Raw genomic sequence first — 20,199 nt, forward strand, 5'->3', positions numbered from 1 at the left:
GCTTGAATCGAGCGAGTAATAAAGAATCTGATTGCGAAGTTACAGGTTGACCGAGAAACTTTTAGGTAAAATTACTTGGTCTTAAAAAGTGAACTGTCGAACTTTGACGAATAGCTTAAGATTTAGCAAAAACGATGCAACCACCTATTCCACTGGGAAGTGTACTACAAAACCGTTACCGCATAACTCAAATTTTGGGTCAAGGAGGATTTGGGCGTACGTACTTAGCGCAAGACCAAGGGCGTTTTGGCGAACTCTGCGCGCTAAAAGAATTGATTCCCAACCAAAACGATAGTTTTCTTTTGGAAAAGTCAAAAGAACTATTTCAACGCGAAGCCGCAACTTTATATCAAATCCAACATCCTCAAGTACCGCAATTTCGTGCCAATTTTGAAGAGGATCAACGTTTATTTCTAGTGCAAGATTACGTTGAAGGCAAAACCTACCGTGACTTACTAGAAGAACGCAAAGCCCAAGGGCAAACTTTTTCGGAAGCTGAGGTGTTGCAGTTAATTAGACAATTATTACCAGTACTCGCGCATTTACACACCCGTGGCATTATTCACCGCGATATTTCACCCGACAATATTATTTTGCGCGAAAGCGACAATAAACCCGTACTAATTGATTTTGGTGTAGTCAAAGAATTAGCAACGCAGTTTCAATCAGCACAAAATCTATCACAACCGACTACTGTCGGCAAGTTGGGTTATGCGCCAAGCGAACAATTACAAACAGGAAAAGCGTACCCGAATAGCGATTTGTATGCTTTAGCCGTAACTGCGGTCGTACTACTCACGGGAAAAGAACCGCAAGAATTATTTGACGATACTGAACTGACTTGGAATTGGCAACAGTGGGTCACAGTCAGCCCAGAATTTGCAGTGGTGTTGAACCGAATGTTGAGTATTCGCCCAGGCGATCGCTACCAATCGGTTGTGGAAGTTGCCAAAGCCTTATCTGCTGTGGACCGTCAAGCGACAAATCCGCAACTACCTAATCTGCAACGCAGCGCAATCGCATCTACAGAAGCATCCACCCCTGCAACAACCGCACCCGAAGTATCGCAAATTCAAACCATCGCCGTCGGTCGTCGTCCTGACCTAATTGTGCCAAATTCTCGTCAACCAAGGCAAACAGATCCTGTCATTCCTGCACCGCGAAAACGCGAAATCTGGGAAAATCCGTGGGCGGTGATTGGAATCGGAATTTGTGTTGCTTTAGTCGCTGGATTTGGTTCGTTATTCCTTGTCAGTTATTTTCTCAGTACCCGCAGCACTCCAGAACCTCAGTCGTTTCCCTCTCCTGTTGTCCCCGAAAGCCCTACACCAACGGTAACTGAAACCCCCTCTCCTGAACCGACAACTTTTAGTCAACAATTGAATCTCGTACCTGGTGCGACAGCAACTGTTTCCGGTACGCTGCAAGCTAATGCAACGGCAAACTATACGTTTAACGGCGAACAAGGACAACAATTGAGTGCTACCCTCGCGCAAGAAGGCGTTCTTTTAACAGTATTGGGACCTAATCAAGCACCGATTGAAGACTTAGCCCGCAGGGTAACGCGCTATCAAGGAACATTGCCATTTACTGGCGAGTATACAATTCAACTTAGCCCTGTGCAAGGTATCGAAGAAAGTAGCTATCAGCTTGATATTTTACTGGAAAATCCTGTTATTCCAACACCTACACCAACGCCGACAGAAACACCACCATCAACCGTAGTACCAACTGTCGTCCCTGAACGAATTACAGTAAATCCTGGAGAAACTGTTACGCCATCCGGTATCACAGGACCCCAGCAAATTACCCGTTATCTAGTTAACGTACAAGAAGGGCAAGTTTTATCGGTAGCGGTAGCCCAAGGAAATGTTTCTTTAGATATTCGCGATCCGGACGGACAACTCATCGAAGGTGCTACAAATTTATTGAACTGGCAATCACAAGTGTCGCAAACTGGCGATTATCAAATTGATGTAATTCCCACAGTAGAAGAGGACGTTGACTTTGCAGTAAATATCGGCATCCAAAATTTACAATAGTTTAACTGGTAACTGGTAACTGGTCATTGGTCATTGGAAAGAATATCTATTACTCATTACCCATTACCTATTACCCATTACCCACTACTTAAGTAAATTGACATGAATGCATTACTGATTACGGGAACAGATACCGACGCAGGAAAAACTGTTTTAACAACAGCGTTGGCTGCATACTGGCGAAATCATTTTCGTAACTTTGCAATTATGAAGCCGATTCAATCGGGAGTGGGCGATCGCGAACTTTACGCGCAGCTATTTTCATTCAATCAATCCATCACGGAAATTACGCCACTTTATTTTGCAGCTCCGCTAGCGCCACCAATCGCCGCTGCGAAGGAAAATCGCGATATCGATTTGGCAATTGTCTGGCGAACGTTCCAACAATTAAAGGCGTCGCGAGATTTTGTGCTGGTAGAAGCTTTAGGCGGATTAGGTTCGCCTGTAACGGCTGAGTTTACTGTTGCAGACTTAGCGGCTGAATGGCGCTTACCTACAGTGCTTGTCGTTCCTGTACGTTTAGGTGCGATCGCCGCTGCTGTTGCTAATGTCGCACTAGCCCGACAAACCCGCGTTCTGCTTAAAGGAATTGTTCTCAATTGCACGCAAGCGCGATCGCTACAGGAAATTGAAGATTTAACGCCGCCTGAATTAATTCAATCGCTGACAAATATCCCAGTTCTAGGTTGCTTGCCTTATTTTACTGATCCTACCGATTTAGATAAATTATCTGAAGCTGCTGCGGCTTTGGACTTGGATCTAATGTCATAGAGTTAGAAATCATACTAACAATTGCGCAAATGAGAATAAGCTTAAATTGAAACCAGGTGATTGATAACTGGTAATTGGCAAGAATATCTGTTTAGCTATTACTTATTCCCTATTACCAGCAAAGCAAAGTACTATGCAACTTGCCTTAAAACACTTAGCCACGACAAATACTGACATTCTCCTCAGCGTACCTGTAGGAAAAAGTGTCTTATTAGAAAATGTTGACTGGCAGACATTTGAGAAGATCTTAACTCAATTGGGAGACCATCGTGCTGCTCGACTTGCGTATGACCAAGGAATCCTAGAAATTATGGCTCCTCTCCCAGAACATGAATACTACAAAGAAGCAGTTGGAGTTTTAGTACAAGATTTAGCAGATGTCCTCGATATTGATTACGAAACTCTTGGTTCAACAACTTGGAAACGCCCAGACTTGTTAGCAGGAGTAGAACCCGATAACTGTTTTTACTTTCAACACGAGTCAGTCATTCGCGGTAAATTAGATTTTGACCTTACCCAAGATCCACCACCCGATTTAGTTTTAGAAATTGACATTACGAGTAAATCACTCGATCGAATGCCGATTTATGCAAAATTAGGCGTTCCTGAAATTTGGCGTTACGATAAAGGACAAATTAAAATTTACCAACTTCAGGGCGAAGCATATGTCGAAACCGGTATAAGTCTCGCCTTTCCCATGATTCCAGTACAGCAAATTATTCCTTTTATTCAGCAACATCGAGCCGCAGGGAAAAAAGCAATGCGCCGTGCCTTCCGTGAATGGGTTAGGCTACAGATAGCGTAAGCAGTATCAATCGCATGCTGTAGCACATTTATCTAGTTAAAGAGTAATGGTTTCTACTTCCTCAAAACCTCTTAATATTGATTTATCTCGTATTCGCTCAGATATTCAAGCTTTACAACCGCAGTTAGTTGCGTGGCGGCGCAAGTTGCATCAACGCCCAGAACTAGGGTTTCAAGAACACTTGACTGCCGAATTTGTTGCCGAAAAACTGCAAGAATGGGGCATTGAGCATCAAACAGGAATTGCTAAAACAGGAATTGTTGCGACTATTAGAGGTCAGAGGTCAGAGGTTAGACAGAAAGAAAAAGAAACTGTGTTGGCGATTCGAGCGGATATGGATGCGTTACCGATTCAGGAAGAAAATGACGTGCCTTACCGTTCGCAGCACGATGGAGTAATGCACGCCTGCGGTCACGACGGTCATACTGCGATCGCTCTTGGTACGGCTTACTATCTTTCACAACACCTTGATACGTTTAGCGGTACTGTAAAAATTATCTTCCAGCCAGCAGAAGAAGGACCAGGAGGCGCTAAACCAATGATTGAGGCGGGAGTATTAAAAAATCCCGATGTTGATGCAATCGTTGGTTTACATTTATGGAATAATCTGCCTTTGGGTACGGTAGGCGTTCGCAGTGGTGCGCTGATGGCAGCTGTCGAAAAGTTTCATTGCACAATCTTAGGTAAAGGCGGGCATGGTGCCATGCCGCATCAAACGATTGATTCAGTAGTTGTAGCTGCCCAAATTGTCAATGCTTTGCAAACAATCGTAGCACGAAATGTCGATCCAATTGAATCAGCAGTTGTAACTGTAGGCGAACTTCATGCGGGGACAGCGCTGAATGTAATTGCAGATACTGCCAGAATGAGCGGTACAGTACGATATTTTAACCCGAAGTTGGAGGGGTATTTTGCTCAACGCATCGAGCAAGTTATTGCGGGAATTTGCCAAAGTCATGGTGCAAAGTATGAATTGAATTACTCGCACCTCTATCCTCCAGTGATTAACGATCCTGGTATGGCAGAATTTGTGCGATCGCAAGCTGTCAGAGTTGTGGAAACACCGCTAGGAATTGTCCCTGAGTGTCAAACTATGGGAGGCGAAGATATGTCGTTCTTTTTGCAGCAAGTTCCTGGATGCTACTTCTTTTTAGGTGCGGCAAATCTGAGTAAAAACTTGGCGTATCCCCACCACCATCCCCGTTTTGACTTTGATGAAACCGCTTTAGGAATGGGGGTAGAGATCTTTGTACGCTGTGTGGAGAATTTTAGTTAAAGGACTTCCATTCGGCGCTGTTGCATGGTTTCTACTCAGCATTTAAGATGGAGATGATTTTCTAACGTTAAGCCTTGAAAGTCATAAAGGGCTATCCAAGAATAAGTTGCAAGATCTGCAATCGAGTAATCACCGCAAAGAAATTCATGATTGACCAGTTGTTTATCAAGTACGCCGTAAAGTCGTAATATTTCTTTTTCGTAGCGTTCAATTGCGTAGGGGATTTTTTCAGGAGCAAACTTTTTAAAGTGGTTGAGTTGACCAAACATTGGTCTAACACTAGCCATTTGTAGCATTAGCCATTCCAAAACTTGAAAACGTTATTTTAGATCTGTGTGTAGCAGGTTTCCAATTTTTGCAGCTAAATAAACTAAAATTGCTCCTGATTCAAAAGCTGTTATTTCTGTCTGTTAGTCAATAATTGCAGAAATTTTACTATTTGGATTAATTGCAACATCCTCTAGCGTAAATTGATCGTCCTTCGTAATATCAATCACATGAACGCTGTCAGGAAGTTCTACTTCCTCCAACATAATCGAAGCCTTACATCCATTTGGAGTCGTGAAGGTGTAGAGGTCAATCATGATAGTAATTTAAGTTAAGTCTTGCCAAATAAGCAATGAGCGATCGCATACACGAGTCTAAATATCTTCCTGGGCGTGTCGTTGTGACGTCCTCCGGTAACTTAGCACAGCGGATAGCTCATCATTTTTCTACTGGAACTGTCATCACTTTACCGCACGATCGCGTTGTTCTCGATGCGCCTGATACATTTGCCTTGGTTCCAGGTATTCAACCTGTCGATGCACTGCTGATGGATAGCTTACCGCAACTCAAACTAATTCAACGTTCAGGCGTTGGGGTGGAAAATGTTGATATTCCAGCAGCAACACAACGCGGTATCTATGTCGCTAATGTTCCCTCGGCGGGGACAGGTAATGCAGAATCAGTCGCAGAACTTGTAATCTTACATATGCTAGCTTTAGCGCGAAACTATCGCGGTGGTGAACTTAACTGGAATCAACCTGAAGGACAAAGTTTGTGGAAAAAAACGGTTGGTATCTACGGTTTGGGCGGTATTGGACAAGCACTTGCACGCAGATTACGGGCTTTTGAGGTGCAACTACTAGGAATTAAGCGACAACTCGATCCACAATTAGCTCATACCCTTGGTTTAGAGTGGCTGGGAACTCCAACTGAGCGATCGCATTTACTACAACACTCCGATTTTGTCGTTATTGCGGCTTCAGCGGATAATGTTACGCAACCTTTTGGTTGGGAAGACTTTCAACAAATGAAATCTAGTGCGTATCTCATCAACGTGACTCGCGGTGCGTGGGTAGATGAAAGCGCTTTAGTAACAGCCTTACAAAATAAAGTCATTGCAGGTGCAGGACTTGACGTCTTTCAACAAGAACCATTACCAGCCGATTCCCCACTTCTGCAAGCAAACTTGCATCTAACACTCACTCCACATTTAGGCGGACATACAGATACTGCTTCCACAGGAATTGCCAAGGCTGTCGTGACAAATATTCTACGAGTCGCACAAGGTCAAACACCAGAAAATTGTCTTAACGTGGAAGTACAGGGATAATCTATTGAATGAGAACATGCAAGCATCGCATCCGATTGTCAAGGACTTGGTGTTGATTGGTGGCGGACACAGCCATGCGATCGCCCTCAGAATGTTTGGGATGAAACCACTTCCTGGAGTTCGCATCACCCTCATTAGCGAAGCATCGGATACGCCTTATTCGGGAATGTTACCAGGTCATGTTGCAGGTTTTTACTCGCGCGAGGAATGTCATATTGATTTGCGTCGTTTAGCGCAATTTGCTCAAGCGCAGCTATATATTGACCAAGCCATCGGTTTAGACTTGGAAAACAAGCAAGTGATCTGCGCGCATCGTCCACCTGTAGCGTTTGATGTCGTTTCGCTCGATATTGGCAGTACTCCAGCAACCGTATCTGTACCTGGTGCTACTGAGTATGCGATCGCTGCAAAACCAATCTCAAAATTACTCGCGCAGTGGGATCAATTTGTTGAAAATGTCAAGCAAAATCCGCAACAGTCCGTTCGTATCGGTGTGGTTGGTGGAGGTGCAGGTGGTGTCGAGTTAACACTTTCACTGCAAAGTCACTTACAAAAAATTCTGGCGCAGCATTCTTCTAACTTAGAAATTCACTTGTTTCATCGCGATGCGGAACTCATGCCCAGTTATAACAAGTGGGTACGCCATCGTTTTCAGGAAATTTTACAACAGCGAAAGGTTCAATTACATTTACAAGAAACTGTCTCAGAAGTGCAACCGCACAAAGTCGTTTGCGAGTCAGGATTAAAAGTCGAGTGCGATCGCATATTTTGGGTAACGCAAGCATCCGCCCCCAAATGGTTGCGCGAATCAGGGCTTGCAACGGATGCAGATGGATTTGTGCAAGTCAACAACAATTTACAGTCAATTTCGCATCCTCAGGTCTTCGCCGCCGGAGATGTGGCGACAATGGTCGACCATCCGCGCCCAAAAGCAGGCGTATTTGCAGTTCGTCAAGGAAAACCTTTGTTTGAGAACTTGCAACGAAGTTTATTAGAAAAACCGCTAAAACCTTATAAACCACAGAAACAATATTTAAGTTTAATCGGTACAGGTGACGGCAAAGCGATCGCTACTCGTGGTTCTTTTGGTTTTGGTCCTCTTCAACTTTTATGGCGTTGGAAAGACTGGATCGATCGCCGTTTCATGCAACGCTTCGACGATCTACCAGAAATGACATCAGAGGACGCCCTATCTTCCCCCCATTCCGCTACAATGCGCTGCGCTGGTTGTGGTTCTAAAGTAGGAAGTACAGTTTTAGCGCGTGTCTTGCAACGAATTGAACAACCGTTAAAGGGCGATCGCCCAGATATTTTAATTGGGTTAGATGCGCCGGATGATGCTGCGGTAGTGCAAGTCCCCGCAAACTTGGCAATGGTGCATACAATCGATTATTTTCGCGCTTTAATTAACGATCCGTACCTGTTTGGGCAGATTAGTGCAAATCACTGCTTGAGTGATATTTTTGCCATGGGTGCAGTACCGCAAAGTGCATTGGCGATCGCGACGATACCTTATGCGTTGGAAGCAAAAGTCATAGAAACGCTGTTTCAACTTTTATCAGGTGCGATCAAAGTTTTAGCACAAGCAAATACACCACTAGTCGGCGGACACACGACAGAAGGTGCAGAACTCGCATTTGGTTTATCGTGTAACGGTCTAGTTCATCCTGATAAACTATTACGTAAAAGTGGAATGGAACCAAGTCAAGTCCTGATCCTCACTAAAGCACTGGGAACAGGAACGTTATTCGCTGCGCAGATGCGCCAAAAGGCTAGAGGGAAATGGATTGATAGCGCGATCGCCTCAATGTTACTCTCTAATGCTGCTGCTGCAACCTGTTTTTTAGAACATGGCGCTACAGCTTGTACGGATATTACAGGTTTTGGCTTACTAGGACATTTAATCGAAATGGTGCGAGCATCGCGTGTAGCAGTTGAATTACACTTGCCAGCAATTCCAGTTTTAGATGGTGCGATCGCGACAACACAGCAAGGAATTTTCAGTTCGCTACATCCCGAAAATTTGCGATTTTCGCGCTATGTTTCTAATCCGACTGCTGCAGAGACTTGTCAGCACTATCCTTTGCTTTTCGATCCTCAAACCTCAGGTGGTCTTTTAGCAGCACTTCCGCAGCAGAAAGCAAATGATTGTCTAGCAGCACTGCAGAAATTAGGTTATTCTGACTGCCAGATGATTGGTGAAGTTAAAGAACTAGTAGAAGAACTGAATTTAGTGACCCTAGTACTATAGCGGTGGCATCACAACATTTTATCAAGATCTCTTGAATTAAGTGTTAAAAGGCTAGTATTTCGTAACTTTTGATACATCTTATTTACCAGAGTATTGATAGTATTTAGAGGTATGTCAAAACAGTTTAGATGTCAATTACTGTCATACCTACAATTAAATTGCCTCTAGGGTTCCGATTCAAAGTCGTTACGATATTTAGGTAAAAATTTGAATGTCTGGTCCAAGAGAGGCAGGCTAGTACTTGCAAAAAAATATTGACATAGAAATTTACTAGCTACACGGCGGGAGAAAAACCCGGGAGGAATTATAGTTGTCTAATGCAACTAGTTTCTTTCGGGTTTTCTCTATTGCAGTTATCTATGCTTGATTGTTAATCTGCAAATTTGGGAATGATTATAATGACGAAAAATCTTCTTATTAAGGACACAAAAAGGCTATAAATCAGGGATTGATAATTCATACTTAAAGCTCGATTATTAACAACTGGAAAATCATCATATTTTTGATAAAAATCTTATGAAGAGGCGATCGCTCCTATCCTACTGCATTCTCTTTTGGGTTACCTTAAGTTTTGTTGTAGGATGTGTCAATCCTGCAGTTTACATCCAAACCACAACCGAAAGTGGAGCAGCGCCCTCCACCATGGCTGGTGCGCTTCGCCTAGGGTTCAGTGCTTGGCCTGGTTGGTTTCCTTGGCAAGTTGCCCAAGAACGCAGGATATTTGCTACGCACAATGTTCCTGTTGACTTGAGGTGGTTTGATGGATACTTGGAATCTATCAATGCTCTAACAGCTGGACAAATTGATGCGAATAGTCAAACGTTAGGCGATACAGTCAGTTCAGTTTCTGGTGGTGCCGATCAAGTCATTGTTCTTGTCAACGACAACTCGACTGGCAATGACAAGGTGATTGTGCGAGAAGGTATCAACTCAGTAGCAGATCTTAGAGGAAAACAAGTTGCTGCCGAGGAAGGCACTGTCGATCATTTTCTATTACTCTTAGGGCTAGAAAGAGCAGGATTATCAGCGCAAGATATTCAATTTGTTCCGCTAGAAACAGGAAGGGCTGCAGCGGCATTTGTGGCAGGGCAAGTTGATGCGGTAGCAGTGTTTGCTCCTTTTACAACTCAAGCCCTAAAGCGTCCTGGGAGTAGAGAACTTTTTAGTTCCGCAGATTTTCCTGGAGCTATTTCCGATCACTTAGTATTTACACGTCAATATATTGAGCAACACCCCGATCGCGTACAAGCAGTTGTGGATGCTTGGTTTAGCACGCTGGACTACATTCAAAATAATCGAGAGGAAGCTTACGCGATTATGGCAAAACGCGCAGGAGTCAGCATTGACGAATACAGAGAATATGCAGAAGGAACAAAGCTTTTCACAATAGAAGAAAACTTGCAAGCCTTTCAACCAGGAAACGACATGACCTCTTTGTACTTTGCAGCCGAACAAATCAGTCAGTTTCTCACCGCAACTGGTTTAGCCGCATCAACACCTGATACGCGCAGGTTATTCGACGATCGCTTTGTCAAAGCCCACGCTGCACAAATGAGGTAGGTAGGCGTAATTGATTGCTCGCGTGTTTTATGCTCTATTAACCATTAATCATCCTCATTTATTTCATAAATTCTCATCTTCGCTTCTTTACTACAGGAAAATCATGAGTCACAGCGTCAATCATCGCTCAATTCGGGCGCTAATCAAGCCCAAGACAATGCGCCATACTGTTTTCTGGCGGTTGAATGAAGACATTCCCAAATCGCTGAGCAGTGTATTAATCGTTACATCAATCGCATTGCCATTAATATTATGGTGGTTAGTAACGACGTTCGGTAATATCGATCCAACATTTTTACCTTCACCTGCGGATGTTATAGCGGCTTTTGGGCGGTTGTGGAGTACTCGCGAACTTTTGAAAGATACTGTTGCAAGTTTATGGCGAGTTGGAGTTGGATTTCTCTTTGCTGCTCTTGTCTCAATTCCAATCGGGGTGCTCATGGGTAGTTTTCCGAGCATTCGTGCTTTGCTCGAACCGCTCTTTGGCTTGATGCGCTATATGCCTGCACCTGCATTTATTCCCTTACTTATTCTTTATTTAGGCATTGGCGAGGAGCCAAAAATTACGCTGATCTTTATCGGTGTCTTTTTCTTTAACTCTTTAATGGTGATGGATACAGTAAAGTTCGTCCCTAAAGACTTAATTGAAGCGACTTATATGTTAGGAGGAACTCGCTGGGAAACTCTCACGCAAGTAATTGTCCCCCATGTTCTTCCAGGAATTATTGACGCGTGCCGAATCAACTTAGCCGCCGCCTGGCAACTCGTAATTGTCTCAGAACTTATTGCCGCAAACGAAGGTTTAGGCAGAAGAATTAGTGTTGCTGGTCGATTTTTGCGCACCGATGAAATTTTTGTCGGGTTAATTGTTATTGGCGTGATTGGCTTGGCATTTGACTTACTGTTTCAGTATTTACTGCGCATTTCGTGTAAATGGGCAAGTCAGAAACGATAGTCGTAGTGTCTAAATACAACATGGAGACTTAGTATATGTTTTTGGAAATTAATAATCTCAGCAAGCACTTCGCGACAAAAGAAGGAACGCTCGTTGTTCTCAAAGATATTAATATGTCGATTGAGCGCGGCGAGTTTATCTGCGCGGTGGGCGCCTCAGGTTCTGGTAAGTCTACACTGTTGCGTCAGATTGCAGGACTTGATATGCCGACGAAAGGAGAGGTCAGAATTGATGGCAAGCAGATTACATCCCCAGGACCCGATCGCGGCATGGTGTTTCAGCATTATACGCTTTACCCGTGGATGAACGTGCAGGAAAATACAGAGTTTGGTTTGAAGCTGCAAGGCGTACCTAAAAAGGCACGACGCGAACAAGCGAGTTACTATCTTAACGTAGTTGGGCTGACACGATTTGCAAGAGCTTTACCGAAAGAACTCTCAGGTGGGATGAAGCAGCGAGTTGCGATCGCGCGGGCGCTAGCCTCAGAACCTGATATTTTGTTAATGGACGAACCTTTCGGCGCATTGGATGTTCACACAAAAGAGTCGATGCACGAATTCATGCTCGATCTTTGGCAGCGTACTAACATTACAATTTTTATGATCACGCACGATGTTGAAGAAGCGGTCTTTCTCTCAAATCGCATCTATGCACTAGGTGCGCGTCCTGGTACTGTCCGCAAAGAGCTTGTTATCAACTTACCGCATCGCAGCCACACAGTAAAGCGCCACTCAAGTTTCCACGATTACCGAGACGAATTAATGGAGTTACTCCGCAGACACGGACAAGAAGCGGTTGCGGCAATAGCTTAACTAAAAATCATGCAATTTGACAGCATTTTGAAGCCAAAACTAGTTTTCGTACACATTACACCAAGGAATATACAAGCTTTGACATAGTTATTCAAATTTGGGAAGTCAATAATATCCTTTGTTGTTTGTGTCTAGCACTACCTTGCTCCGTCGCCACAATAGAACGCATGGGGCATTGTTTTGTTGTTTACTTGACGTACACCACCATAAGTTGCCGAATTAATTGTCAATGGCTAATGCTAGGGTTTTACGGGCATTTAGCTAATTTAATTGTTTTCATAGCCCTCGATCCGTGAAATTGAGGATGCTATCAAGCTAGCTATCAGGGTATTAATAAAATACTCTAGTACCTAAAAATAGAGCATTGCACAACTAACAACTCATTTTTTTAAACCACTTTTCAACAGCAAACAACTCTGGTAAACAAATATGGCTCTTCAGGTTGAAGTTTTAGAACAAAGTTTTGAGCGTGTCAAACCTTATGCTAATGAGTTTGCTGCTAGCTTTTACAACAATCTACTTACCGATTACCCTCAACTTCAACCTTTATTTGCCAAAACTGATATGCAGCAACAGCATCAAAAGCTGATTATGTCCTTGATATTGGTAATTGGTAATCTACGCAATCCTGAAATTTTGAAAGTAACGCTGCAAAATCTTGGTGCAAGGCACGTCAGCTATGGCACGCTACAGCAACACTATCCGATGGTGGGTGCAGCGTTGTTAAAAACCTTTGAATCGTACTTGGGTACAGATTGGACACCAGAAGTTAAGCAAGCATGGACAGATGCGTATGAAGTCCTGGCGAATATGATGCTCGAGGGAGCCCAGTTGGCGGAGAAATCGTTAAATTTACAACCACCTCAGTTGAATACTCCAATGGCAAGCCCGGCTTTTGCATCTGCCAATTTACAGCCACAGCAGGAATTGCCACAGTACGTTCAAAACGTTAAAAGCAGCGAAGCTGTTGTGTCAACTTCCGCTAGTGCGTCTACTCTAAATCTGAAATTAATACTGTTGGTTGCTATCGTAGCTGGTTTACTAGGTTTAGGAATTTTCTACTACTCTCGTTCGCAACAAAACAGTAGTAATATAAGATCTGTTACCGAATCTGCAAAACTTACATAGAATGACTTGCAGATACTTTGTCACTGAAGTCACGGTTATACAGACAAAGTATGCCTGCGCACACTCTATAAAATAGGAGTAAATTTAGTTGCGATCGCGCTGCGATTGGTATTTCAGTATCAATGTAATGGTCCTGCCAAAATCACTTTAGAAATTGCACTTGTAACATCGATGGGATCTTCTTGTGCGAGTTGCTGATACCACTTCTGGGTGATGTCTGGATCGACACCGTGAATCATTTCTGCTCGTCTGCGTGCCTTTTGGACAACAGCACTCGTTCGCTCTTTGCGTTCGGTTTCATAACGCCGCAAGGCGTATTCTACACCTAAGTTAGTTGTCAATAGATATTGCGTTAAGACAAGTGCGTCTTCCATCGCTTGACAACCACCTTGTCCTAAATCGGGACATGTGGCGTGGGCAGAATCTCCTAATAAGGCTACTCTACCGCGTACCATTTTATTTATAGGTCCAACATCGTGAATTTCAACGCGGTTGGTTTGAGAGGGATCGAAACGCTCAATCAGTAATTGAACTGGTTGTGCCCATCCTTGAAAGTGTTTTGCGAGATCTGCACGATAATCAGGGTTCACAGGCGTTCCTTTAGGTAGGGGTACGTCAAAGAAGAAATAAAAGCGATCGCGTGCTACTGGCATCATCGATACGCGCTTGTGATCTCCGACATAAATTGCCCAACTGTTCTTTGGTGCTAAATCTTCACTTGCAGGCACTAAGCCGTTCCAGTTAACATAAGTGCCGTATTTAGGCTGCAATTCTTCATTTAACACATAGCGCCGCAAAATTGAATGAATTCCATCAGCAGCAACGAGTAGATCGCCTGTCGCGCGATGTCCGTTCTCAAAAATGGCGGTGACTTTTTGCGCATCCTCTTCTACCCCGATACATTTATGATTGAGGTTCACCTCACCTGGATAGGCTTCCAGTAGCATTTGTTGCAAATCTGTCCGCGCTACAGGATAGGGACGCTGTCCAACTTCTTCAACTAAGGGTTGTAAATCGATATCATTGAGTAATTCGCCGGTTTTAGTCAGATACTGCATTCGATCCATCTGTCCGCCGATTTGTGCCATTCTTTCACCCAAACCGAGGCGATTGAGAACCTTTACCCCGTTAGACCATAGCGAAATTCCTGCGCCTGCAGGACGTAATTCTTTGACGCGATCGTAAATTTCTACCTCAAATCCTGCTTGACGTAGCGCGATTCCTGCAGTTAAACCACCGATTCCTGCACCAATGACCACAACTTTGAGGTTATACATCGTGTTTGCCTCTGCTGATAACTAAGTTCTCGTAGTTTCTCGTACAATTTATTGAACGCCGCGATCGCTTTTACGTTTCAGAAGCTAAGTCCTCTGAACTCATCTCGTCTTCTGCGCTACTTTCGCCAAGTTCGTGAGGGAGTATCCAGTTCAAAACAATTGCTGTCAGTCCACCAGCCGAAATTCCTGAAGAAAAGATACTTCTCACTAGCGTTGGCGTCGCATCAAGAATCTCAGGAACATAAGTAACGCCTAACCCAATTGCTAGAGATGTCCCGACAACAATTAGCGCGCGGCGATCGAGTTGAACTGATGAAAGAATATTGATACCAGCGACAACGATGGAGCCAAACATAATGATCGTCGCGCCACCCAAAACAGGCTGCGGTAAGCTGCGAAAAATACCGCCAACAATCGGAAATAAACCGAGTAAGGCAAGAATAACCGCAATAAAATAACCGATATAGCGGCTACCAACTCCTGTAATTTGAATCACGCCATTATTTTGACTAAAAGTCGTATTTGGAAATGTATTAAATACCGCAGCAATGAGTGAATTTACTCCATCTCCTAGCACGCCCCCTTTGATTCTCCGAATATATACGCTACCTTTGATCGGTTCGCCGGATACTGCTGATGTGGCTGTCAAATCGCCAATCGATTCAATCGTTGTGATCAGATAAAGCAGAATAAACGGAATAAACGCGGCAAAGTTGAAACTAAGTCCGTATCGAAATGGTATAGGAGCTGCGATCGCAGGTAATCCTTGCAAACCACTAAAGTTAACCATTCCTAAAAAACTAGCAACAACATAACCGACAATGAGTCCTATAACAACGGAACTCATGCGTAAAATTGGATTCTTGCTGATATTGAGCGCGACGATCGTCACGAGTACTAACGCTGCGACTCCTAGACTTTGAGGGCTACCGAAAGTATTATTCCGTTGTGCAACGACTCCTCCACCGATACTAATGATAGCCGTCTTGATCAGCGTCAACCCAATGATGCTAACGATTGTACCTGTAACCAGTGGGGTAATGATCTTCCTTACCAAATGCAGAAAGCGACTCAAGATAATTTCGATAAATGAGCCAAAGAAGCATAAACCAAAGATGAGACTTAATGCATTTTCAGTCGTACCCCCAGCTTCAGTGATTGCCGTTCCTGTTGCAATAATGGGACCTAAAAATGAGAAGCTCGTCCCCTGAATACTTAATAAACCTGAGCCAATTGGCCCTATTTTTTTCGCCTGAATAAATGTTGCAACGCCTGAAATAAACAGCGACATACTCACAATGTAAGCTGTATCTGCTGGAGATAGCTGCAACGCATTACTAATCAAAAGTGGTGGCGTAATGATACCAACAAATATTGCGAGGACATGCTGTGCTGCTGCTAGTGCAGCTTCTACAAATGGGGGTCTATCGTTTAAACCATAAATCAACCCATTTGCTGGTTTGATATCAACACGTTCTTCAGGTGTAACTTCAACTTTTGCCATTTTATTTAACTTTAAGACTGTATTAAAACAAAATTCGAAGTAAATTTTTATCTTATCTCCTTAATTTTTAATACTTACTTATACTACATTTGAGCATTATTTTAACTGCTATTCTATTGGTGAACTAAAGCTAATTTTTAATCTTTTGAAGCATTGATGATATATAGTTTTTGAGGCTGTAGATGCGAGTGCGAAGACAGACTTTGGACATTTTTGCCTGAAGTAGAGAATTATTCAGCCAGTAATGAATAAATAATACTTAACAAGCCAAGATGTCAGTGTATTCTGTATACTGCTATAACAGTACAAATCATAAAGTATAACTATGTTTAGCTAGTTTTTGTATTTAAAGTAACAAAAATAGCTGCTCTTACAGAAGACTAATCGCGAAAGTACTTGCAAGAAGTACATGATGAAGGTATTGACCAACTACTGATAATGAATATTTTGTTTTGACTAGTAATAGATACTTACTTTTTACCAGTACTTATTTTCAGAATCCTCTGATAGGGTTGCAGAGGTTTACTGACAGTGATATTAGCTACCGCGATAGGTACTGTACGACCAAGGAGATACTAGTAAGGGAACGTGATAGTGTGCCATAGGGTCAGCAATACCAAATTGCAGCGGGATCCGGTTTAGAAAAGGTGGATTAGGCAAATTAGCTAACTTTTGTGCAAAATAATCATGCACGACGAAAACTAATTCATATACGCCGACTTTGAGTTCTTCATCAGATAGCAAAGGTGCATCGGTGCGACCATCATTGTTTGTTGTGACAGTTTTCAGCAGTGTTTTTTGCCCAGATTGAGTATCCATCAACCATAGTTCGACAACCAGATTATCAGCCGGACAGCCGTGCGCTGTATCAAGAACATGGGTAGTTAATTTACCTGCCATAGTTAACCATACTTTTCTGCCGAATTAATCTATATTAACAAGTTTTCACGTGCAAAAGTACAGTTTTATTTGTCTTACAGCTAGATAAAAGTACAGAGACTTGATCGCTTTTATTCAACTTCTCGGCGAAGTGAAGGTTATTCAGGATGAATAGAACATAAACTTTACTACATTGACAATCCTTGGCGTTTCAAAGAATAATATGAATAATTATGTTTGGTTAGATTTAAGTCATTATATTGCTAATAGCTTGAATGCCCTATAAGAGGTAATCTAGCTCAGCGTAAGGAAAGTATTAGCCTTAAAATCTTTATCCTAAATAGGAAATTACTGGATGCTGTTAGAAAATTAGTAACTTTTGATTAAATCTAGCTTCTTTGTCATATTTCTCTTATAAAATAAGAGCAAGTATACTGATAAAGTAGGTAGAAGTAAGGCAAACAAAAAACAGATATTTTGAATAGAAAACTAGGGCATTATTAGCTTTATTTGAATTAGCTTTACAATAAAATATTTTTTAATAATTAGTGGTTGCGATCGGACTAGTGCTAAAAGATACTCTCAGAGCTTACTCTGTATCAAAAAACAGCTCTATTTTAAATATTGCAGGTTGAATTCAATGTTTTTAACAGGGTTTATAGTTGGTTTTGTTACTGCTTTCTTTAGTTCGTTTGTAATTTCGATATTTATTATGAGTTTATTAAGATTTAATTCGCAAGTTCCCAAAGAATCAAAACGCCACTTATCTGTATGGATGAATAAATCAAAAGAGAGTCAATAATGCATGAAAATCTGTGTCATTATAAACCAATTTGACTAATAATATTTTTGTTATTTTCCCACTCAATCTCGAATTTAACTGTAAATCAAGTGTACTATGCAAAGGCACGTAAATGTCAAATCATTGGCTCTAAGCTTTTCATCTGCGTAAAGCTTTGTGTTTTGAGAATACAGTAATCAAAGCGTAGGCGAAGATAATAGAGTAGCTTAAAGATATTATTCTGTCTCAGTTATAATACACCAGCTTACGACATCTAGAATATCTCATTTGCACTCAGTAAATTGAGCGAGATCTTTTCTGGAGATAGTGATGAAATTTATAAAAATGAAACTCAACAATGCATTTATTATTGACTTAGAACAACAACGAGACCATCGAGGATTCTCTGCTCAAACCTTCTGTGCGCGCGAATTTGCAGCACATGGTCTGAAGCCAGTTGTTGCACAATGCAATTTGACGTTCAACTATAAGAAGGGAACGCTACGGGGAATGCACTATCAAGTTGCTCCAGCCCGTGTAGCAAAGTTAGTTCGTTGTACTCAAGGCGCAATTTATGACGTTGTTATTGATATGCGACCTGACTCGCCAACTTTTCTCAAACACATTGATGTAGAATTAACTGCAGAAAATCGTTGGGCTTTGTACGTACCAGCGATGTGCGCGCACGGCTATCAAACCCTTGTCGATAATACTGAGGTAGTGTCTCAAGTGAGCGGGTTTTATTCTCCACACTATGAGCGCGGTCTGCGCTATGACGATCCAACCTTTAGTATTACATGGCCGCTGCCTGTCAGTGAAATTTCGCAAAAAGATTTGGCTTGGTGTTTATTTCAATCTTTTTTGCTAGAAGTTGACCCGCGATCGCTATAGAAGCCAATAACAGCGCGTGCTGCGGCTAGCAATCTTGTCAAAGTGGGTATAATTGTCGCCAGCATGAAGAACGCGCAAGTCGTTTCCACGAAGACTCACAGCAATTCTTTGAGCGATTTGCGGTGCGGATTCTAGATTGCTAGCTCTAAGATTGGGGTTTTCCATGCCGATCGTCAGGCATAGTCTTAATCATCTCTTAATTATCACTAGTAGCTCTGTGTTGTTCGCAACCAATCCTTGCAGATTTATGCAGTGCGATCGCTCGATTTTTTAACACTCAATAACCATATAAAAATAATGTCGAGTTGAGGTGTTTTTATATGCATTTTTGCACTATGCACAGGAAAAAATAGAATTTCTGTGCTACTATTAATAAACATAAGAGTGAAGTTCGGTTGCAGCGTTTGTTTTTAGAATTGATGGGCTTTTTCCTTTTAGTCTTGACAGGCTTCTCTCCGAAATCTAGAGCTCTACAACTTTCCGATCTAGGAGACAAGGTATGTCAGTTTATGTAGGTAACTTATCCTACGAGGTTACGCAAGAAGATCTTAGTGCAGTTTTTGCAGAATATGGTTCTGTGAAACGCGTTCAATTACCCACTGACCGCGAAACGGGTCGAGTACGTGGCTTCGGCTTTGTAGAAATGAATACAGAAGCAGAAGAAGAATTAGCGATTGATGCGCTTGACGGTGCAGAATGGATGGGGCGGACTTTGCGAGTAAACAAAGCAAAACCCAGAGAAAATCGCAGTTCATTTAATAGTGGTGGTAATCGTCGAAACGGCAACTATTCGGCTCGCTACTAAATACACGAGGCGAGTGCACTGGGGTAACTGCGATCGCCCTTAGCATTGTTAAAGGATGGCGCAGACGTACAATCTCGTAAACTAATATGATGTAGGAGGCTTAGGCAAATTGCTTGAGCCTTTTTTGTATGAATAGTACCTATAAGCTAGCAGCTTTGAGAAGCACAAAGTGTAAACTCAGATGTTGCACTCACAAAAATCTAAGATGACGGAGATTTAAACCTTGGGTATAGAATTACGCAGTTATGTATTTCTAGACAGGTTACAGCCTCAACACGCAGCTTATATGGGGACAGTAGCGCTAGGTTTCTTACCATTGCCAGGCGATGCTTCACTGTGGATTGAAATATCACCTGGTATTGAAATCAACCGAATTATGGACATTGCCCTCAAATCAACTTCTGTACGTCCAGGAGTGCAAGTTGTCGAGCGTCTTTACGGACTTCTCGAAGTTCATTCGAGTAACCAAGGCGATACGCGGACTGCGGGTAAAGCAATTTTAGAGGCATTAGGTGTCCGCGAACGCGAGCGTCTCAAGCCCTACGTTATTTCCAGCCAAATTATCCGCAACATAGATCCCCATCATACACAGCTGATCAATCGTACGCGTAGAGGACAAATGATTTTAGCAGGGCAAACGCTTTATGTCATGGAAGTTCAACCAGCGGCTTATGCAGCTTTAGCAGCAAATGAAGCCGAGAAAGCAGCTTTGATTAATATCTTAGAAATTCAGGCAGTTGGTAGTTTTGGACGCCTTTATTTAGGAGGAGAAGAACGAGATATTTTAGCAGGTTCGAGTGCTGCATTAGCAGCGATAGAAAACGTTGTAGGGCGGGATAACCCCGCAATGGGGCGTCGGGAATAG

17 protein-coding genes, 1 pseudogene and 1 riboswitch are annotated in these 20,199 nt (G+C 42.6%); of the genes and pseudogenes, 13 read left to right on the plus strand and 5 right to left on the minus strand.

What is annotated here, in order from left to right; all coding sequences use genetic code 11:
* Nucleotides 1-134: 134 nt before the first annotated feature.
* The 4 genes from B1A85_RS11595 (at nt 135) to B1A85_RS11610 (ending at nt 4,894) form a co-directional block, all read left to right on the plus strand.
* On the plus strand, nt 135-2,042 hold the full coding sequence (locus B1A85_RS11595; protein WP_104547070.1) for a serine/threonine protein kinase: 1,908 nt from the start codon (nt 135-137) through the stop codon (nt 2,040-2,042).
* A gap of 102 nt (nt 2,043-2,144) precedes the next feature.
* Complete coding sequence (bioD, locus tag B1A85_RS11600) at nt 2,145-2,813, plus strand: dethiobiotin synthase (protein WP_104547071.1); 669 nt, start codon at nt 2,145-2,147, stop codon at nt 2,811-2,813.
* A 133-nt stretch (nt 2,814-2,946) separates the two neighbouring features.
* On the plus strand, nt 2,947-3,618 hold the full coding sequence (locus B1A85_RS11605) for a Uma2 family endonuclease (RefSeq protein ID WP_210404391.1): 672 nt from the start codon (nt 2,947-2,949) through the stop codon (nt 3,616-3,618).
* A gap of 46 nt (nt 3,619-3,664) precedes the next feature.
* Complete coding sequence (locus tag B1A85_RS11610) at nt 3,665-4,894, plus strand: M20 family metallopeptidase (protein WP_104547072.1); 1,230 nt, start codon at nt 3,665-3,667, stop codon at nt 4,892-4,894.
* A 35-nt stretch (nt 4,895-4,929) separates the two neighbouring features.
* On the opposite strand, the pseudogene B1A85_RS26120 reads toward B1A85_RS11610, so the two are convergent.
* Nucleotides 4,930-5,478: pseudogene (locus B1A85_RS26120) on the minus strand (glutathione S-transferase family protein).
* A gap of 35 nt (nt 5,479-5,513) precedes the next feature.
* Here B1A85_RS26120 and B1A85_RS11620 point away from each other — a divergent pair.
* The 6 genes from B1A85_RS11620 (at nt 5,514) to B1A85_RS11645 (ending at nt 13,197) form a co-directional block, all read left to right on the plus strand.
* Nucleotides 5,514-6,491 (plus strand): NAD(P)-dependent oxidoreductase, encoded by a 978-nt coding sequence (locus tag B1A85_RS11620; RefSeq protein WP_104547073.1) that lies wholly within the window; start codon nt 5,514-5,516, stop codon nt 6,489-6,491.
* 16 nt (nt 6,492-6,507) lie between these two features.
* Nucleotides 6,508-8,742 carry a selenide, water dikinase SelD gene (gene selD / locus B1A85_RS11625; protein ID WP_210404394.1) on the plus strand — a complete coding sequence of 745 codons (2,235 nt, stop codon included), beginning with the start codon at nt 6,508-6,510 and terminating at the stop codon, nt 8,740-8,742.
* Nucleotides 8,743-8,895: 153 nt separating this feature from the next.
* A riboswitch (guanidine-I (ykkC/yxkD leader) is annotated at nt 8,896-9,045 on the plus strand.
* 213 nt (nt 9,046-9,258) lie between these two features.
* Nucleotides 9,259-10,302 carry an ABC transporter substrate-binding protein gene (locus B1A85_RS11630; RefSeq protein WP_104547075.1) on the plus strand — a complete coding sequence of 348 codons (1,044 nt, stop codon included), beginning with the start codon at nt 9,259-9,261 and terminating at the stop codon, nt 10,300-10,302.
* A gap of 103 nt (nt 10,303-10,405) precedes the next feature.
* Nucleotides 10,406-11,257 carry an ABC transporter permease gene (locus tag B1A85_RS11635; RefSeq protein WP_104547076.1) on the plus strand — a complete coding sequence of 284 codons (852 nt, stop codon included), beginning with the start codon at nt 10,406-10,408 and terminating at the stop codon, nt 11,255-11,257.
* A 35-nt stretch (nt 11,258-11,292) separates the two neighbouring features.
* Nucleotides 11,293-12,069, plus strand: coding sequence for an ABC transporter ATP-binding protein (locus B1A85_RS11640; protein ID WP_104547077.1), 777 nt, complete (start codon nt 11,293-11,295; stop codon nt 12,067-12,069).
* A 429-nt stretch (nt 12,070-12,498) separates the two neighbouring features.
* Nucleotides 12,499-13,197 (plus strand): globin family protein, encoded by a 699-nt coding sequence (locus tag B1A85_RS11645; RefSeq protein ID WP_104547078.1) that lies wholly within the window; start codon nt 12,499-12,501, stop codon nt 13,195-13,197.
* 119 nt (nt 13,198-13,316) lie between these two features.
* Here the strand turns inward: B1A85_RS11645 and hpxO are convergent, their stop codons facing one another.
* The 3 genes from hpxO to uraH all read right to left on the minus strand — a co-directional run bounded on the left by hpxO (nt 13,317) and on the right by uraH (nt 16,878).
* Nucleotides 13,317-14,474: an FAD-dependent urate hydroxylase HpxO gene (gene hpxO, locus B1A85_RS11650; RefSeq protein ID WP_104547079.1), complete on the minus strand. Its 1,158-nt coding sequence runs from the start codon at nt 14,472-14,474 to the stop codon at nt 13,317-13,319.
* A 70-nt stretch (nt 14,475-14,544) separates the two neighbouring features.
* Nucleotides 14,545-15,978 carry a uracil-xanthine permease family protein gene (locus B1A85_RS11655; protein WP_104547080.1) on the minus strand — a complete coding sequence of 478 codons (1,434 nt, stop codon included), beginning with the start codon at nt 15,976-15,978 and terminating at the stop codon, nt 14,545-14,547.
* Nucleotides 15,979-16,515: 537 nt separating this feature from the next.
* Complete coding sequence (gene uraH / locus B1A85_RS11660; RefSeq protein WP_104547081.1) at nt 16,516-16,878, minus strand: hydroxyisourate hydrolase; 363 nt, start codon at nt 16,876-16,878, stop codon at nt 16,516-16,518.
* Nucleotides 16,879-17,968: 1,090 nt separating this feature from the next.
* Here uraH and B1A85_RS11665 point away from each other — a divergent pair.
* A complete protein-coding gene (locus B1A85_RS11665; protein ID WP_104547082.1) occupies nt 17,969-18,529 on the plus strand; it encodes a dTDP-4-dehydrorhamnose 3,5-epimerase family protein in 561 nt (186 codons plus the stop codon).
* Here B1A85_RS11665 and B1A85_RS24505 read toward each other — a convergent pair.
* The gene (locus B1A85_RS24505; protein WP_210404395.1) at nt 18,524-18,694 is read right to left on the minus strand and encodes a hypothetical protein; all 171 of its coding nucleotides are present in this window, start codon (nt 18,692-18,694) and stop codon (nt 18,524-18,526) included. The genes B1A85_RS11665 and B1A85_RS24505 overlap by 6 nt on opposite strands.
* Nucleotides 18,695-19,028: 334 nt before the next feature.
* Here B1A85_RS24505 and B1A85_RS11670 point away from each other — a divergent pair, with 334 nt between their 5' ends.
* Nucleotides 19,029-19,334 (plus strand): RNA-binding protein, encoded by a 306-nt coding sequence (locus B1A85_RS11670; protein ID WP_104547083.1) that lies wholly within the window; start codon nt 19,029-19,031, stop codon nt 19,332-19,334.
* Nucleotides 19,335-19,557: 223 nt separating this feature from the next.
* On the plus strand, nt 19,558-20,199 hold the full coding sequence (locus tag B1A85_RS11675) for a hypothetical protein (protein WP_104547084.1): 642 nt from the start codon (nt 19,558-19,560) through the stop codon (nt 20,197-20,199).

Source organism: Chroococcidiopsis sp. TS-821, from assembly GCF_002939305.1.
Lineage (GTDB): Bacteria > Cyanobacteriota > Cyanobacteriia > Cyanobacteriales > Chroococcidiopsidaceae > Chroogloeocystis.

What these genes read in the sequence shown, in the direction of transcription:
- bioD (WP_104547071.1), top strand. Translation starts at nt 2,145, where the DNA reads ATGAATGCATTACTGATTACGGGAACAGATACCGACGCAGGAAAAACT.
- B1A85_RS24505 (WP_210404395.1), bottom strand. Translation starts at nt 18,694, where the DNA reads ATGGAAAACCCCAATCTTAGAGCTAGCAATCTAGAATCCGCACCGCAA.
- B1A85_RS11640 (WP_104547077.1), top strand. Translation starts at nt 11,293, where the DNA reads ATGTTTTTGGAAATTAATAATCTCAGCAAGCACTTCGCGACAAAAGAA.
- B1A85_RS11595 (WP_104547070.1), top strand. Translation starts at nt 135, where the DNA reads ATGCAACCACCTATTCCACTGGGAAGTGTACTACAAAACCGTTACCGC.
- B1A85_RS11670 (WP_104547083.1), top strand. Translation starts at nt 19,029, where the DNA reads ATGTCAGTTTATGTAGGTAACTTATCCTACGAGGTTACGCAAGAAGAT.
- uraH (WP_104547081.1), bottom strand. Translation starts at nt 16,878, where the DNA reads ATGGCAGGTAAATTAACTACCCATGTTCTTGATACAGCGCACGGCTGT.
- B1A85_RS11605 (WP_210404391.1), top strand. Translation starts at nt 2,947, where the DNA reads ATGCAACTTGCCTTAAAACACTTAGCCACGACAAATACTGACATTCTC.
- B1A85_RS11655 (WP_104547080.1), bottom strand. Translation starts at nt 15,978, where the DNA reads ATGGCAAAAGTTGAAGTTACACCTGAAGAACGTGTTGATATCAAACCA.
- hpxO (WP_104547079.1), bottom strand. Translation starts at nt 14,474, where the DNA reads ATGTATAACCTCAAAGTTGTGGTCATTGGTGCAGGAATCGGTGGTTTA.
- selD (WP_210404394.1), top strand. Translation starts at nt 6,508, where the DNA reads ATGCAAGCATCGCATCCGATTGTCAAGGACTTGGTGTTGATTGGTGGC.
- B1A85_RS11610 (WP_104547072.1), top strand. Translation starts at nt 3,665, where the DNA reads ATGGTTTCTACTTCCTCAAAACCTCTTAATATTGATTTATCTCGTATT.
- B1A85_RS11620 (WP_104547073.1), top strand. Translation starts at nt 5,514, where the DNA reads ATGAGCGATCGCATACACGAGTCTAAATATCTTCCTGGGCGTGTCGTT.
- B1A85_RS11665 (WP_104547082.1), top strand. Translation starts at nt 17,969, where the DNA reads ATGAAATTTATAAAAATGAAACTCAACAATGCATTTATTATTGACTTA.
- B1A85_RS11630 (WP_104547075.1), top strand. Translation starts at nt 9,259, where the DNA reads ATGAAGAGGCGATCGCTCCTATCCTACTGCATTCTCTTTTGGGTTACC.
- B1A85_RS11635 (WP_104547076.1), top strand. Translation starts at nt 10,406, where the DNA reads ATGAGTCACAGCGTCAATCATCGCTCAATTCGGGCGCTAATCAAGCCC.
- B1A85_RS11645 (WP_104547078.1), top strand. Translation starts at nt 12,499, where the DNA reads ATGGCTCTTCAGGTTGAAGTTTTAGAACAAAGTTTTGAGCGTGTCAAA.